Origin of the sequence: Micromonospora sp. C51 (genome assembly GCF_018070435.1) — a bacterium.
Lineage (GTDB): Bacteria > Actinomycetota > Actinomycetes > Mycobacteriales > Micromonosporaceae > Micromonospora > Micromonospora sediminimaris.
Window position 1 is genome coordinate 18259 of sequence record NZ_JAGPXQ010000056.1, and the last position, 15564, is coordinate 33822.

A 15564-nucleotide genomic window follows, 5' to 3' on the forward strand; every position below is an offset into this window, starting at 1 on the left:
GACGTTCCGGACCCGGCTCGACCCCGCGTCCATCGGCCGGCGCGGTGCCCGCGTTCGGCCGACGGGGCGGACCGCCGGCGTCCGTGCCACGGCGGTCGCCGATCGTCGGCGTACCACCGGAGGGCGTGCCGATCACGCGGCCGGACGGTGCGCCGGACGGCGTGGTGGGTCGCTTGCTGATCGTGGGCAACGCCGGGTCGGTGTGGTGCGGTCGACCGGCCTGCCGGAGCCAGTCGGACGGCCGCTCCGGCCGGCCGGAGCGGCCGTCGACCGGCCGCCCACCGCCGGCTGGCGTCTCGGCGGCGGCACCCGCTACCGCGTGCCGTCCGGACGGCTCCTCGGCCGCCGCGCGCCGGCCCCGGGTCGGTGTGTCCTCCTCGTCGGCCGCACGGCGTCCCCGCGGTGGCTCGGCTGTCCCGTCGGCAGGGCGGCGCCCGCACGGCGGCTGCGGCTCGGGTGGCGGCCGACGGCCCGACGCCGCGACGGCGGCGCCCACGGGCCCGACCGCGCCGGGTGCGGTCCGACGGTCCCGGTCGGCGCCGGTCGGTACGCCCGGCTCCCCGCGACGGACGGGTGCGGGCTGCCCGGACCCAGCGGCCGGACGGCCGGACGGCACACCGGGGATCGGTGGCGCGTTGCCGGACAGCGGCACCACCGGCCGATCCTCCTCCGGCTCGGCGGCCCGGCGGCGGCCGGCTCGACGACCGCCCGCTGGAGCGCCGCCCGGCCGACCGGCGGCGGGCGTCATGCCCGGCGCCGCCGGGCCGTGAGCGGTGTCCGGCGAAGCCGGGAGAGGTTCGGCCGAGGGCAGGCGGCGCGGGCCGGCCGGCGCGGCGTTCGGCCGGACGCCGGGCATGCGCCGCTGCCCGGGCGGGCCCGACACCGGGCTCGCAGGCGCACCCGACACCGGGCCCGCGGGCGGCCAGCCCGGGACGGTCGGTGCGCCGGAGACCGGGCCGGCCTCGGGAACCGGCCTGGGGCCGTCACCCGGAACCGGCTCACCGGAATGTGGCCGCCGGGCGGGCGGCCCGGCGGCTGGGGGCTGCTGCGGCCAACCGGCCGGCGGGGTGTTCGGGGGGTCGGGTTCGTGACGGGCGGCGGGCGGCGGCGCCGCGGCGAACGGTGGGGGGGCCGGGAGCCGTCCGCTGGGCGGGGCGGCAGGCGGCCGGGCAGCCGGATTACCCGGCCAGGGGCCGTCGACCGGACGCGCTCGTGGTGGTTCGGCCGGGCCACGGCCGGGTGGCGGCGCTACCGGAGCGTCCGGCCCCGGGTGGTTGACCGGCGCGGGGCCGGGCCGCACGGGTGGCTGCTGACCGGATCGCTCCGGACCGCTGCGTGCAGCGGCGGACGGATCGACGGCGGCGCCGTCGGGGCCCAGCTCGGTGCGCTGCTGCTTGGCCGAACGCAGGTCGTCGATCCAGCCGAAATCCTCGCCGGCCACCGGCTCCTCCGGGGCGGCGGCCTCGGATTTGCCCCGACCCCAGCGACGACTCTTGCCGCGCCGCGCGTCCGGGCTCTCGTCCGGTCGGTCCGACGATTTCACTGTTGACCCCTCCCGTCGGCGCTCGCGCCGACCTCTTCGGCCACCTGGGCTGCCGTGGCCGTACGACCGTCGTCATCGTCCCCCCCGGACGACGTCGGCCGGGCCGGCCGACCGCCCCTTGCCGGCTCGTCCGTGCGGGCAGGGGTGGACAGCCCGCGGACGATCCGGCGCAGCAACGGCAGCCGACCGGCCACCGATCGCTCCGCGCCGTGCTGACTCGGTCGGTAGTAGTCAGTGCCGACCAGATCGTCGGGCACGTACTGCTGGGTGACCACGCCCCGCTGATCGTCGTGCGGATAGCGGTAGCCGATGCCGTGCCCGAGCCCCCGGGCACCGGAGTAGTGGGCGTCGCGCAGGCCTCGGGGCACCGGCCCGCCCCGGCCGGAGCGCACGTCGGCGATCGCCGCCCCGATCGCGGTGGTCGCCGAGTTGGACTTGGGCGCGGTGGCCAGGTGGATGACGGCCTGAGCGAGATTGAGCTGCGCCTCGGGCAGGCCGACGTACTCCACCGCGTGGGCTGCGGCGGTCGCCACACCGAGCGCCGCCGGGTCGGCCATGCCGACGTCCTCGCTGGCGAAGATCACCAACCGCCGCGCGATGAACCTGGCATCCTCCCCGGCGACAAGCATCCGGGCCAGCCAATGCAGCGCCGCGTCCACGTCGGAACCGCGCATGCTCTTGATGAAGGCGCTGGTCACGTCGTAGTGGGCGTCCCCCGCCCGGTCGTAGCGGACGGCCGCGGTGTCCACCGCGCGTTCGGCGGTGGCCAGGTCGATCTGGTCGTTGCCCAGCGCGGTCGTCGAGGCGGCCGCCGCCTCGAGCGCCGTGAGCGCCTTGCGGACGTCCCCGCCGGCCAACCGGATCAGGTGCTCCTCCGCCTCGGCGGCGAGGGTGAGCGCCCCGCCCAGCCCGCGCTCGTCGACCAGCGCGCGGCGCAGCAGCCCGCGTACCGCAGCGTCGTCGAGGGGCCGAAGGGTGAGCAGCACGCACCGCGAGAGCAGTGGGGAGATGACCGAGAAGTACGGGTTCTCGGTGGTGGCCGCCAGCAGGGTGACCGTCCGGTCCTCCACCGCCGCGAGCAGCGAGTCCTGCTGGGTCTTGCTGAACCGGTGCACCTCGTCGATGAAGAGCACCGTCGGCGGGCCACCCGAACGCCGCTGTCGCCGCGCCGTGTCGATCACCGCACGGACGTCCTTAACCCCGGCGGTCAGCGCGGACATCGCGACGAACCGCCGGTCCGTCGCGGTGGCGACCAGGTGGGCGATCGTGGTCTTGCCGCTACCCGGCGGCCCCCAGAGGATGACCGACATCGGCGCGCTGCCGGCGACCAGCTGCCGCAGCGGCGCACCGGGAGTGAGCAGGTGTTCCTGGCCGACCAGCTCGTCCAGGCCGGCCGGGCGCATCCGGACCGGCAGCGGCGCGTCCGGCCCGGCCGGGGTGAAGCCGCCGACACCACCGGAACCCGCCTGCGCACCGGGTGCTGCTGCGGGTTCACCGAGGGTGAAGAGGGCGTCGGACTCCATCACGAGAACAGTACCGGGCTCGGCCGACTTCGCCGGAATCGCGCCGTCGGCCGAGCCCGGGGTGATCGTTTCCGGTCAGCCGCGGCCCGGGCGGCGACCCCGGTACCAGCGACCACCGCCGCCACCCGGCCCCCGGCCGACGCCGGCCAGGTAGAGCGAGAGCAGCAGCAGACCGATCAGCACCAGGGTGTCCCAGTTGAACAGGTCCGGTGCGCCGAGTTTGGTGTCCAGCAGGTCAAGCAACAGGGCGAAGCCGAAGACGACGGCCGCGGCGATGGCGAGCATGACGTTCCTCCGGTGGGGGTTCCAGTAGGTCGGCGCGGGATGTACCCGATCGGTCGGCTCGTCAATCTCCACGGTGGATCACGCGGCTCCTCCCACCCGCCGCCTACGCTGACGTCATGATCAACGTCGACGAGGTCCTCGACGGGCGGGACGCCATCCTGGCCGCGACGGGCCGCCATCCCTTCGTGCGGCACTCGCTGCCGATCCACGAATCGGCACAGGGCTGGCGACGCGCCGGGACCGTGTGCTGGCTGCTCACTGTCGAGCAGGGGCCGGTCGGTGGCGTGATCGGCGCGTCAGGAACGGCGATCGACCTGGTCAGCGCGCTGGCCGCGGAAGGCAGGTTGGGTGCCGGACGGTGGCTGCATCTACCCCGTGCGGATCCGGCGCCGATCGGTCCGGTCGTGGCCGGGTACGAGGACTGGGACTTCCTCTGGACGACAGACGCGCCACCGGCACAGCCCGGCGAGGAGCGGGTGGTCCGGCTGACCGAGGCGGACCACCCGGCACTGACGGCGCTGATCGACGAGGCGTTTCCGACCAGCACCGCCCGTCCCGGCAGTCCACAGGTGCGCGGCTGGTACGGCATCCGCGACGGTGACCGGCTGGTCGCCTGCGGCGCCGACCGCACCCGCGGTGAGGTCGGGTTTCTCGCCGGACTGACGGTGGCGCCGCAGCATCGGGGGCGCGGTCTGGGGGCGGCGATCACCGCGGGAATGACGCGGGCGCTGCTGAACCGGTACGGCATGGTGGCGCTTGGCGTCTACCCGAGCAACGTGACAGCGATCCGGCTCTACCGGCGGCTCGGCTACACCGACACGTTCCCGCTCACGTCGGTCCGCTTCGCCTGACCGTCGGTCGGGCCGTCGGCGTTCCGTCCTGCCTGGTCGGCGGCCGGATCGTCGGCCGGCCTCGGCTGGCCGGCGACTCGGCCCGCCCGCCAGGCGGGCAGGTACAGCGGCGCGGCGACCGCCAGCGCGACCGCACCGACCAGCATCGCCGTACTCACCCCGGCCCGGTCGCCGATGAAGCCGAGCAGCACGCCGCCGAGCGCACCGGCCGGCATGGCCACCATCGAGTTCACCGAGATCACGCTGGTCCGGTACGGGCCGTCGACCTGTCGGTGCAGCAGTCCCATGTGCAGCGGGTTCGACGCGCCGTGCACGGCATGGCAGACGAAGAAGGCGATCAGCACGCCGACCGGTCCGGCCAGCAGGGCCATCCCGACCACGGTGACGCCCTGCACGATCCGCAGCAGCGCGGCACCGGGTGCGGCACCGAGCCAGCGGATGAGCAGCGGGGTGGCCGCCGCGCCGGCCGCCGAGGCCAGCCAGGCGATGGTGCTCGCCGGCCCGAGCAGGGCTGCCGCCCGGTCGGCGTCACCGACCACCTCGGCCAACCGGATCGGCAGCAGGCTCTCGAAGGTGACCATCCCGAAGCCCCAGAACAACTCGACCGCGACCAGGGCGAGCAGCACCCGGGAGCGGCGTAACAGGCCGACGGCCTCACCGACCATGCGTGGAGCAGCCCGAACCGACGCCCGCACCGCACCCGGCCCGCTCGCCGGTCGCCGTTCCACCAGCAGGGCCAGCAGCGCCACCAACGAGATCCCTTGGAGAATGACGGCGGCCAGCACCGGCGTGGTCAGGGCGCTTACCGGACCGAGCGGACCGAGAGCCACCAGGCCACCGCTGAGCAGCGCACCGGCCGCGATGCTCAGGCCGAGCACGGTGCCACCGTGGCCGAGACCCTTCTCGTACGCGGCATCCGGGTCGACCGCCAGGGTGCTGTCCACGTACCAGGACTCCAGAGGACCACTGTCCAGGGCACGGAACACGCCCTGCAACGCCCAGACGATGGCCAGCAGCGCGAACGAGTCCGCCACCACCAGCAGGCCGAGTGAGACGAGGCTGACGGAGCTGGCCGTCACCAGCACCGGCTTGCGGCCCAACGCGTCGGCGATCCCGCCGGTCGGCAACTCCAGGGCGAGCACCACCACCCCCTGGGCGGCGGCGGCCAGACCGATCTGGGTCAGGGTCAGGCCCCGCTCCTGCATCAGCAGGATCACCACCGGGATGAGCAGGCCGGTCGGTAGCCAACGCAGACCGTGCAGGACCAGGAAACGACGCCGGATCTGGCGTACGGACAACTCGCTCATCGCTTCCTCCCGAGCAGCAGCGGGAAGGAGGCGAGGAAGATCTGCACCTGCTCGGCCCCGGGCTCACCCGGATCGGCCTCGGCCCGGTAGCGCTCCAGGATGCGCCACAGCTCCTGCTGCAACTCGGTCAGCCGGGCCGCCGGGATGGTCAGGAAGGCATCGCTCATGCCGAAGGCGTCCCGCCACTCGGGTGACCACTCGTCGCGGGCCGCGAACCATCGTTCGGTGTGCTCGACGAAGAGCCGGACCTGCTCGGCCTGGATCCACTCCATCGCGGCCCGGGCGTCGGGGTCGTTGTCGAAGTCGGTGTTCTCCCAGTTGGTCACGTCATGGGCGGCCCGCCACCAGCGCTGCCTCCCGGTGCCCCGGTCGGGCTCCTCGACGACCAGGCCGACCTCGGCCAACTGGCGCAGGTGATAGCTGGTCGCGCCGGTGTTGCTGTCGAGCAGTCCGGCGAGGGTGGTCGCGGTGGCCGGTCCGTTGACCCGCAGCGCGCCGAGCAGCCGGGCCCGCAGCGGGTGCGCCAGCACCCGGACCTGCCGGTGATCGATCCGGACCTGTCGCGGCGGTGGTCGACGCTCTCCATCGGTCATGGATGCACAATATCTGTGCACAACTATTGTGCACAATAGTTGTGCACAGCTGCCCAGAGGGTTTGACGCTTCTCCTTCGAGCGACCGAGGAGCGATTTCCTCCGCGCCCGGCTACGCCATGGCCGTTGACAAGGGCGTGCTCATCGACCGGCGGGGGCGGCGAGCAGCTCCGAGACGCCACGCAGGCGGGTACGGAGCAGACTGGCGGCTCGGGAGGAGTCGAGGCGTACCTCGGTGGGCCGCGCCACGCCGGCACCGGCACCGGTGGTGGTCTTCAGGCCGGCCGGGTCGATGCCCTCCCGGCGGGCCACCAGCAGGCCCAGTTCCGCCCGGCTGACCGCGTCCGGGCCCGCCACGTTCAGCGGGCCGGCGACGTCGGTGCCCACCAGCTCCAACGCGGCGGCGGCGAGGTCACCGACGTGGATCGGGCAGCGCAGCTCATCGGTGAACAGGGCCGCCCGACCGGCCAGCGCATCCCGGCAGAGCTGAATCTGCTTGCTGCCCTCGCCGAGGATCAGCGAGGTGCGCACCAGCACGGCACCCGGGTCGATCGCCCGCACCGCCGTCTCCGCAGCGGCCTTCGCCGCCCCGTACGGAAAAATCGGCGTGGGGGGATCGTCGTCGGCGTACGCCTCGGGTCGCCCGGCGTGCAACGCGTCGCTGGAGATGTGCACCAACCGGGCACCCACCCGCGCGGCGGCGTACGCGACGTGCGCCGCCCCGTCAGCGGTGACCGCCCAGTCGCCGTACCGGTAGGGGGTGGCGACCACGGCGTCCGGGCGTACCGCCGCGACCAGCGCGACCACCGCGGCCCGATCGGTCACGTCCAGTCGACGCACCTCGACACCCGGCGTCCCGATCTGACCCGAGTAGCGCGTCCCCACCACGTCCCACCCGGCCCGTGTCGCGAGCCGACAGACCTCCCGCCCCAAGAACCCACTCCCACCCACCACCAACACCCGCACAGTCGCCCCCTCCCCCGCCACCGCTCCCACACCTGTTGACCAAGAAGTTTGCGTCACCAGATCGCCCAGATCATGACGCAAACTTCTTGATCAACGGGGAGAGGGAGAGGGTGGGGCCGGGGCTGGGGTGGGTCAGGTGGGGTCGGCTACGGGGGCGGCGGGGCCGGCGGTGCCGGTGTGGGACGGCGGCTGCGAGGGCTTGGGCTTGGCGTCGATGCCGGCCTCGGTGCGCTGCTGGGCGGTGATCGGCGTGGGTGCGCCGGTCAACGGGTCGAAGCCGCCCCGGGTCTTCGGGAAGGCGATCACCTCGCGGATCGAGTCCGCCCCGGCGAGCAGCATGCAGACCCGGTCCCAGCCGAACGCGATGCCGCCGTGCGGGGGCGGGCCGTAGCTGAACGCCTCCAGCAGGAAGCCGAACTTGTCCTGCGCCTCCTCGGGGCTGATGCCGAGCAGGTCGAACACCCGCTGCTGCACGTCGCGGCGGTGGATACGGATCGAACCGCCGCCGATCTCGTTGCCGTTGCAGACGATGTCGTACGCGTACGCCAGGGCCCGGTCCGGCGCCTCCTCGAACCGATCCATCCACTCCGCGTTGGGCGAGGTGAACGGGTGGTGCACCGCCGTCCAGCCACCCTCGTCGGTCTTTTCGAACATCGGTGCGTCGACCACCCAGCAGAACGCCCAGGCGCTCTCGTCGACCAGGCCGGCCCGCTTGGCGATCTCGATACGGGCCGCACCGAGCAGCTCCTGCGCCTCCCGGGTGTCCGAGCTGGCCGCGAAGAAGATCGCATCGCCCGGCTTGGCACCGACCGCGTCCGCCAGCCCGGCCAGGTGCTCGGCCGACAGGTTCTTCGCCACCGGCCCGCGTGCCTCGCCGGTCTCGGCGTCGAGCACCACGTACGCCAGGCCCTTGGCGCCCCGGGCCTTGGCCCAGTCCTGCCAGCCGTCCAGCTCCTTGCGGGTCTGGGCCGCGCCACCGGGCATGACCACCGCGCCCACGTAGCCACCCGCGTCGATCGCCCCGGCGAACACCCGGAACGCGGTACCCCGCAGGTAGTCGGTCAACTCGGTCAGCTCGACGCCGTAGCGCAGGTCCGGCTTGTCCGAGCCGTACCGGGCCATCGCGTCGTGCCAGGTGATCCGCGGGATGGGCCGGGGGATCTCGTGGTCGGCCAGCTCCGACCAGAGCGCGGCGACGATCGCCTCACCGAGGTCGATCACGTCGTCCTCGGTGACGAACGACATCTCGATGTCGAGCTGGGTGAACTCCGGCTGCCGGTCGGCCCGGAAGTCCTCGTCGCGGTAGCAGCGGGCGATCTGGTAGTAACGCTCCATCCCGCCGACCATCAGCAACTGCTTGAACAGCTGCGGCGACTGCGGCAGCGCGTACCAGCTGCCCGGCTGAAGGCGCACCGGCACCAGGAAGTCGCGGGCGCCCTCCGGCGTGGACCGGGTCAGCGTCGGCGTCTCGATCTCCAGGAAGTCCCGCCCGTGCAGCACCGTACGGGCCAGCTGGTTGGCGCGTGACCGCAGCCGCATGGCGCGCGCCGGCCCGCCGCGACGCAGGTCGAGGTAGCGGTACTTGAGCCGGACGTCGTCCCCGGCCACCACCTGGTCGTCCACCGGCAGCGGCAGCGGCGCGGCCTCGGAGAGCACCTCCAGCTCGGCCGCCGTCACCTCGATCTCGCCGGTGGGCAGCTCCGGGTTCTCGTTACCCTCGGGCCGCCGGGTGACCTCACCGACGACCTTGACGCAGTACTCGTTACGCAGCGCGTGCGCGTCCTCCTCCCGGAGGACCACCTGCACCACGCCCGAGCCGTCCCGCAGGTCGACGAAGATGACACCGCCGTGGTCGCGCCGGCGGGCCACCCACCCGGCGAGCGTCACCGTGGTGCCGGCGTCCGTCGCGCGCAGGCTGCCGGCGTCATGGGTACGGATCACGACGTGCGTCTCCCTCGTCTTGCCCTACGTCTACTCCCCGGCATTCTGTCAGCACCCGCCCGTCGACGTTCCCCGGGTGCGCGGACCCGGCCCCTTGTCGACCCCTGCGGTGACGGTAGGGCTGCCCTTCTCCGGCCGTCAGCGCGTCCGGCTCACGGACACGACCCTCGGGTCCACGGAGTAGCGGCGTGCCACGTCGTCGGCGTCGCCCGCGGTGGCACCGGGATCGAACAGCACCTCCAGGCACGAGCTGGGCGGCCCGTCGAACCCGAAGCCGGCGATGACGTGATCGGGATCGAAGCGGCGGCTGTCGCGGGTCAGCTCGTCGACGGACGCTTCCGGACGCACGCACACCATCACCTCGGGCCGGCTACCGCCCCAGGCCAGGGCCGGAGCCGACGCGCCGATGGTGAGCAGGAGAGTCGCCCCCACGCCGATCAGGGTGGCCCGACCGAGCGCCGACCTACTCGCCGGAAAGGCCCCGAGGGCTGGCCGGCTCGACGGCAGGGCCACCGCGCCGAGAGCGGCCAGGACGTACGCCCACAGCGCCCGCTTGTCCGCCGTGTCGTACAGGGCCAGCGCGACGACGCCGCCGCCGATGGTCTGGGTGACCAGGGCAACCACCCGGAACTCCGGCTGATCGACAACCGCCGCGGGTATCGCGGCGAGCACACCGAGCACCAGGAGCAGCCCGACGAACCAGGACGCGTTCCATTCACGACGCGCGTCCACGGCGAGCAGCACCCAGGCCGACACCTGCCCGCCCACGAAGATCGGCGCGCGGAGTTGCGCCAGGAGTCGTACGACCATCGGCTGACCGTAGTCGATGAAACGTGATCCGGGACAGCGGTGCGGGCCGCCGGAGGAGGAATCCGGCGGCCCGCTGGCGGAGGAGACTCTCCCGTTGGGCTGGTCAGAAGATGCTGACGCCGTAGCGGCTCAGCGCCTCGGTGACCGGCTGGAAGAAGGTGGTGCCGCCGGTGGAGCAGTTGCCGCTGCCGCCGGAGGTCAGGCCGAGGGCGGTGCTGCCGCTGAACAGCGAACCGCCGCTGTCACCGGGCTGGGCGCAGATGTTGGTCCGGATCAGACCGCGAACCTGACCCTCGGCGTAGTTGACCGTGGCGTTGAGCGCGGTCACCGAGCCGCTGCGCAGGCCGGTGGTGCTGCCGGAACGCTGCGCCGACTGACCGACGTACGCGTTGCCGGCGCCGGTGATGTCCCGGTAGCTGCCGTTGTAAAGGTAGACGTTGCCGGCCGCGTTGCCCGAGTTGTTGTGCCGGACGATGCCGTAGTCGTCGCCCGGGAAGCTGCTGCCGGCGCGGGTGCCCAGCAGCGAGGTCTGACCCGAGTTGCTGTACCAGCTCGACGAGATGTTCGTGCAGTGGCCCGCAGTCAGGAAGTAGTACGTGCTGCCGCTGCGCACGTTGAAGCCGAGCGAGCAGCGCCCGCCGCCGCCGGCGTAGATGGCCTGGCCACCGGAGATGCGGGTGCTCAGCACGCCGGCCTCGGCCTCGATGCGCACCGCGCCGTTGGTCCGCGCCGCAGCGGCCTTGACCCGCTCCAGCTTGGCCCCGGTGACGGTGCTGTCCACGGAGACGACCACCTGGTTGGTGGCCGGGTCGACCCACCAGGCGGTGCCGGGGATCGCGGCCGAGCGGTCCAACTCGGCGGTGGCGCGGTTCAGCACCGCGGCACCGCGCTTGACGACCTTGGGCTTGGCGCCGGCGGCGGCCACCTGGCGGGCGGCGACGACGTCGGTGACGGCGACGACCATCTTGCCGCTGGCGTCGGCGTAGGCGCCGGCGGCGCGGTCTCCGAGCCGGTCGGCGAGCGCGGCGGCGGCGTCGGGCGAGACGCTCCCGGGTGCCGCCTGGGCGGGGGTGCCGGCCAACACGCCGGCGACCAGGGTTCCGGCCGCGGCGACGGTGACGACACGGCGGAGCATTGACCTCGTGGGTCGCATGTAACAGCCTCCCGACATGGGGGATGAGGCCCTGTCACGTCGACAGGGACGGGGGCAGCTCGACCACCTGGGGAAATGGCCAAGCGAGGGAAAGTATTCACATATTTAAGATCGTTAACAAGACCCGGCTATGCCCGAATTCACCCACCGGCAATCCGTAACAGGGAGGACACATACGAACACCGGGGTGTCACAGGGCCAGTACGGCCTCTGTGTGACACCCCGGACCGGGAAAGCGATCTCAGCGGTTACGGCAGCACCGCGCTCAGCTCACCAGTGGCTTGAGATCCTCGCGAGGCGGCGTCCACTCCCCCGGCGCGGCGGCCACCTGCGTGCCGGAGCGGATGTCCTTGACCTCGTCGGGGTTGCCGTCCGCACCCGGGAACCAGACGTACGGGATGCCACGCCGCTCGGCGTACCGGATCTGCTTGCCGAACTTCGCCGCGCTCGGCGACACCTCGGCCGGGATCCCCCGGGACCGCAGCGCCCCGGCGACGGAGTCGCTGGCCGCCCGCAGTTCCTCGTTGGTCACCGCGACCAGCACGCAGGTGGGCACCGCCCGCGACACGGACAGTGCGCCCGCGCCGAAGAGCAGCCCGAGCAGGCGAGTCACGCCGATCGAGATGCCCACCCCGGGGAAGCGGGCGTTGCCCGCGCTGGCCAGGTTGTCGTACCGACCGCCGGAGCAGATCGAGCCGAACCGCTCGTACCCGATCAGCTGCGTCTCGTAGACGGTGCCGGTGTAGTAGTCCAGACCCCGGGCGATGCGCAGGTCCGCCACGCAGAGACCCGGCGCGTGCGCGGCGGCGGTCTCCACCACCCGGACCAACTCCTCGACCCCCTCGTCGAGCAGCGGATCAGTGACCCCGAGCGCGCGCACCGCGTCGGCGAAGGAGGCGTCCGGCGCGGAGATCTCGGCGAGTGACAGCACCGCCTTGGCCTGCGCCTCGCTCGCCCCGGCGGTGGTCGCCAGCAGCTCCGTGACACCGGCCGGGCCGATCTTGTCGAGCTTGTCGACCGCGCGCAGCGCCGCCTCCGGATCGGTCAGGCCGATGCCCCGGTAGAAGCCCTCACAGATCTTGCGGTTGTTGACCTGGATGCGGATCGGCGGGATCGGCAACGACCGCAGCGCGTCGCCGACGACCAGCGGCATCTCCGCCTCGTGGTGCACCGCGAGGGTGTCCCGGTCGACGATGTCGATGTCGGCCTGGAGGAACTCCCGGTAACGCCCCTCCTGCGGACGCTCACCGCGCCACACCTTCTGGATCTGGTAGCGGCGGAACGGGAAGTTCAGCTTGCCGGCGTTCTCCAGCACGTACCTGGCGAACGGCACGGTCAGGTCGAAGTGCAGGCCGAGCGAGTCGTCACCGGCCGCGCCGTCGGGGTCGCCGTGCAGCCGCCGGATCACGTAGACCTCCTTGGAGGTCTCCCCCTTGCGCAGCAACTGGTCCAGCGGCTCCACCGCGCGGGTCTCCAGGGGCGCGAAGCCGTACAGCTCGAAGGTCGAGCGGATCCGGTCCAGCACGTACTGCTCGATCATCCGCTGGGCGGGCGTCCACTCCGGGAACCCGGAGATGGGCGTGGGCTTGCTCATGACGTACTCCCTCGGCAGCCGCGCGCTGCGCGGCAGGGTCTGCTGGCGATTCCGCGCGGTCCGCGCGGTGCGGTCTCGACGCGACAGTTACAGGCCGCGGGTGGGTGCCGCCGGTCGCGCACCGCCCAGCTCCGCCACCTCGGCGAGGTACGGGTTGGTGGCGCGTTCGCGGCCGATGGTGGTCGCGGGGCCGTGGCCGGGCAGTACGACGGTGTCGTCGGCCAACGGGAGGATCTTGTCCCGCAGGCTGGTGAGCATCGTCGGCATGCTGCCGCCCGGCAGGTCGGTGCGGCCGATCGAGCCGGCGAAGAGCACGTCACCGGAGAGGCAGAGCTGCTCCGCCTCCCAGGGCGAGCCGGCGCCGGGCAGCCGGAAGAGCACCGACCCGCCGGTATGGCCGGGCGCGTGGTCGACGGTGATCTCCAGCCCGGCGAGGGCGAGCGTCGTTCCGTCGGCCAACTCGGCCACGTCGTCGGGCTCGGCGTACGGCAGTCGCCCGCCGAAGAGCTGCGTCAGGTCCATCGACAGCGCCTTTGTCGGATCCGCCAGCAGCTCCCGGTCGTCCGGATGCACGTACGCGGTGATTCCGCGCGCCCCGCAGACCGGCGCCACGGAGAAGGTGTGGTCGAGGTGCCCGTGGGTGAGCAGCACCGCGGCCGGGTGCAGACGATGCTCGGCAAGCAGCGCGTCGAGCCGGTCGACCACCCCGATGCCGGGGTCGACCACCACGCACTGCTCCCCCGGCCCGGTGGCGACCACGTAGCAGTTGGTGCCGAAGGCGTCCGCGGGAAAGCCGGCCACGAGCACGTCCGCTCCCCTTTCCGTCGAGTCGTCCTCTCCGGCAGCCTACCGGCGTCGCCGGCCGGCCGGTCCGACCCGCCGCCCCCCCGGGGTGAGGCACTGACGGATCCCGATGTAGATGGGCACCGACCTCGTACACCACTTTCCCAGCCGGTACCCGTACACTCTGGCGGGCGTGTGGCGTGGCACACCTGCCGCCCGACAGGTACACGACCACCGGGTGACGACCAGGGTAGAGGAAAGGGGAGCACGGGTGGCTTCCAGCAGGGACCGACAGCGCAAACTGGCGCGGGCCAAGCTCGACCGGCAACTGGCCCGCCGGGCCGCCGCCGCCAGGCGTCGTCGACGCATCCAGGCCGGTGTCGGCGCCGCCCTGATCCTCGTGCTGGTCGTCGCCGGCTCGGCGTGGGCCCTCGGCGCGTTCGACAGTGAGCCGACCGAGAACACGGCGGCCGACGAGGTCTGCCTCTGGACTCCGCAGAACACCGAGGGCAACGCCAACCTCAAGGATGTCGGCGAGCCCCCGACCACCGGGCTGCCGGTCACCGGCACCCGGCCGATGACGATCACCACCAACCAGGGTGCGCCGATCTCCGTCGAGCTGGATCTCGCCAGCGCCCCGTGCGCCGCGGCCAGCATCGCCCACCTGGCCAGCCAGTCGTTCTACGACAACACCAAGTGCCACGAGATCACCGCCGACGGCGCGGTGCGCTGCGGCGATCCCAGCGGCACCGGTCTGGGCGGCCCGGCCTACTCGTTCTACGACGAGAACGTGCCGACCGCGCCGGAGGCGTCGCCGGAGCCGAGCCCGTCCCCGGACGCGCCGCCGACGTACCCCAAGGGCACGGTCGCGATGATCTCGAACCCACCCGGGGCCAACGGGAGCCAGTTCCTGATCTTCTTCAAGGATTTCACCACCGCCGAGCCGAAGTTCCCGATCATCGGCCGGGTCACCGATGGCCTCGACGTCGTCGAGAAGATCGGCGCCCTGCCGACGGTGGACAATGGGGCCGGGGAGAAGGTCAAGCCGGAGAATGACGACGTGGTCATCCAGAGCCTGACCGTCGGTGAGCCCGTGCTGGATCCGGCGTCGTCCGCCGATCCGGCGCCCACGGACACGCCGGGTCCGGAGTCGTCCGGCACACCGAGTCCGGCGGCCTCGGGCGACCCCGAGGCCAGCGCCAGCGCCGGCTGACCACGGGCGATCGGGCCCCCACCCCACCGCAGCGACATCCACATACAGTCCAGGAGGATCGAGGCGTGACGTCCACCAGAGAGCGGCAGCGCGCGGCGGCCCGCGCCCGGCTCGAGAAGGAGATGGCCGAGCGGGCCGCTCGGGCCCGTAAGCGCCGCCAGACGCAGGCGGTCGTCGGGGCCGGCGTGGTCCTGCTGCTGGTGGTCGCCGGCACGGCCTGGCTCGCCAGCAACGTGCTCGGCGACGACAGCGGCACCGACAACACGGCCCAGGACGCGAACTCCGTGCAGTGCGACTGGGTCGAGATGCCCGACGGTGAGCGCACCCCGCAGGTCAAGGACGTCGGGCTGCCGGACACCCAGCAGAGCAAGGTGGGCGTCCAGACCATGACGATCACCACGAACCTCGGCCCGATCACCGCCCGGATCGACCGGTCCGCGGTGCCGTGCACGGCGGGCAGCTTCACCCACCTGGCCGAGCAGAACTTCTTCGACAACACCAAGTGCCACCGGCTGGTGACCGAGGGCATCAAGGTGCTCCAGTGCGGCGACCCGAGCGCCACCGGCGAGGGCTGGCGGGACACCGACGGCACCGGCGGTCCGAGCTACCGCATGGCGGAGGAGAACCTGCCGGCCGACAAGCGGCCGCCGTACCCGGAGGGCGTCATCGCGATGGCCAACTCGGGTCAGCCGTCCAGCAGCGGCAGCCAGTTCTTCATCGTGTACGGCGATTCGCCGCTGGACCCGAACTACACCGTCCTTGGCACCATCACCGGCGGCATGGACATCGTGAAGGATGTCGCGGCGGCCGGTGACGACGGCGCGTTCGCCCAGCAGGCCGGCGGCGGTCACCCCAAGAAGGAGGTCGTCATCACCGACCTCACCATGACCGACGCCTGACCCCCGAACCACCCGAAGCGCCCGCCGGCTCCGCCGACGGGCGCTTCCATCTCCCCTCCCCCACCCCACCCCCCGCCCTGACCCTGTTGATCAAGAAGTTTTGG

The 15564-nt window shown here is 72.7% G+C and carries 13 protein-coding genes; 3 read left to right on the top strand and 10 right to left on the bottom strand.

Features of this window, described 5'->3' with window-relative positions; genetic code table 11:
- Positions 1–1539 precede the first annotated feature (1539 nt).
- Together KBX50_RS30000 and KBX50_RS30005 are read right to left on the bottom strand one after the other, a co-directional pair.
- Positions 1540–3066: a replication-associated recombination protein A gene (locus tag KBX50_RS30000; protein ID WP_210941228.1), complete on the bottom strand. Its 1527-nt coding sequence runs from the start codon at positions 3064–3066 to the stop codon at positions 1540–1542.
- A gap of 75 nt (positions 3067–3141) precedes the next feature.
- Positions 3142–3351, bottom strand: coding sequence for a hypothetical protein (locus tag KBX50_RS30005; protein WP_210941241.1), 210 nt, complete (start codon positions 3349–3351; stop codon positions 3142–3144).
- Positions 3352–3467: 116 nt separating this feature from the next.
- Here KBX50_RS30005 and KBX50_RS30010 point away from each other — a divergent pair, with 116 nt between their 5' ends.
- Positions 3468–4202, top strand: coding sequence for a GNAT family N-acetyltransferase (locus KBX50_RS30010; RefSeq protein WP_210941229.1), 735 nt, complete (start codon positions 3468–3470; stop codon positions 4200–4202).
- Here KBX50_RS30010 and KBX50_RS30015 read toward each other — a convergent pair.
- The 8 genes from KBX50_RS30015 to KBX50_RS30050 form a co-directional block, all read right to left on the bottom strand.
- Entirely contained in the window at positions 4160–5509 is a 1350-nt protein-coding gene (locus tag KBX50_RS30015; protein ID WP_210941230.1) for an MFS transporter, read from the bottom strand. The two genes, KBX50_RS30010 and KBX50_RS30015, sit on opposite strands and share 43 nt — an antisense overlap.
- A complete protein-coding gene (locus KBX50_RS30020) occupies positions 5506–6102 on the bottom strand; it encodes a helix-turn-helix domain-containing protein (protein ID WP_210941231.1) in 597 nt (198 codons plus the stop codon). The genes KBX50_RS30015 and KBX50_RS30020 overlap by 4 nt, the downstream gene beginning before the upstream one ends.
- Before the next feature lie 140 nt (positions 6103–6242).
- Complete coding sequence (locus tag KBX50_RS30025) at positions 6243–7067, bottom strand: sugar nucleotide-binding protein (RefSeq protein ID WP_210941242.1); 825 nt, start codon at positions 7065–7067, stop codon at positions 6243–6245.
- A gap of 132 nt (positions 7068–7199) precedes the next feature.
- Positions 7200–9008 (bottom strand): aspartate--tRNA ligase, encoded by a 1809-nt coding sequence (aspS, locus tag KBX50_RS30030; RefSeq protein ID WP_210941232.1) that lies wholly within the window; start codon positions 9006–9008, stop codon positions 7200–7202.
- Positions 9009–9146: 138 nt separating this feature from the next.
- The gene (locus KBX50_RS30035) at positions 9147–9818 is read right to left on the bottom strand and encodes a hypothetical protein (protein ID WP_210941233.1); all 672 of its coding nucleotides are present in this window, start codon (positions 9816–9818) and stop codon (positions 9147–9149) included.
- A 103-nt stretch (positions 9819–9921) separates the two neighbouring features.
- Complete coding sequence (locus KBX50_RS30040; RefSeq protein ID WP_210941234.1) at positions 9922–10971, bottom strand: S1 family peptidase; 1050 nt, start codon at positions 10969–10971, stop codon at positions 9922–9924.
- 265 nt (positions 10972–11236) lie between these two features.
- On the bottom strand, positions 11237–12565 hold the full coding sequence (gene hisS / locus KBX50_RS30045) for a histidine--tRNA ligase (RefSeq protein ID WP_210941235.1): 1329 nt from the start codon (positions 12563–12565) through the stop codon (positions 11237–11239).
- Positions 12566–12652: 87 nt separating this feature from the next.
- Entirely contained in the window at positions 12653–13372 is a 720-nt protein-coding gene (locus KBX50_RS30050) for an MBL fold metallo-hydrolase (RefSeq protein WP_210941236.1), read from the bottom strand.
- A gap of 247 nt (positions 13373–13619) precedes the next feature.
- On the opposite strand from KBX50_RS30050, the gene KBX50_RS30055 reads away from it, so the two are divergent.
- Positions 13620–14561: a peptidylprolyl isomerase gene (locus tag KBX50_RS30055; protein WP_210941237.1), complete on the top strand. Its 942-nt coding sequence runs from the start codon at positions 13620–13622 to the stop codon at positions 14559–14561.
- 65 nt (positions 14562–14626) lie between these two features.
- Complete coding sequence (locus KBX50_RS30060) at positions 14627–15460, top strand: peptidylprolyl isomerase (protein ID WP_210941238.1); 834 nt, start codon at positions 14627–14629, stop codon at positions 15458–15460.
- Positions 15461–15564 lie beyond the last annotated feature (104 nt).

Bases quoted from the DNA above. Each gene is read 5' to 3' on its own strand.
- KBX50_RS30000 (WP_210941228.1), bottom strand. From the start codon at position 3,066: ATGGAGTCCGACGCCCTCTTCACCCTCGGTGAACCCGCAGCAGCACCC.
- KBX50_RS30005 (WP_210941241.1), bottom strand. From the start codon at position 3,351: ATGCTCGCCATCGCCGCGGCCGTCGTCTTCGGCTTCGCCCTGTTGCTT.
- KBX50_RS30010 (WP_210941229.1), top strand. From the start codon at position 3,468: ATGATCAACGTCGACGAGGTCCTCGACGGGCGGGACGCCATCCTGGCC.
- KBX50_RS30015 (WP_210941230.1), bottom strand. From the start codon at position 5,509: ATGAGCGAGTTGTCCGTACGCCAGATCCGGCGTCGTTTCCTGGTCCTG.
- KBX50_RS30020 (WP_210941231.1), bottom strand. From the start codon at position 6,102: ATGACCGATGGAGAGCGTCGACCACCGCCGCGACAGGTCCGGATCGAT.
- KBX50_RS30035 (WP_210941233.1), bottom strand. From the start codon at position 9,818: ATGGTCGTACGACTCCTGGCGCAACTCCGCGCGCCGATCTTCGTGGGC.
- KBX50_RS30040 (WP_210941234.1), bottom strand. From the start codon at position 10,971: ATGCGACCCACGAGGTCAATGCTCCGCCGTGTCGTCACCGTCGCCGCG.
- hisS (WP_210941235.1), bottom strand. From the start codon at position 12,565: ATGAGCAAGCCCACGCCCATCTCCGGGTTCCCGGAGTGGACGCCCGCC.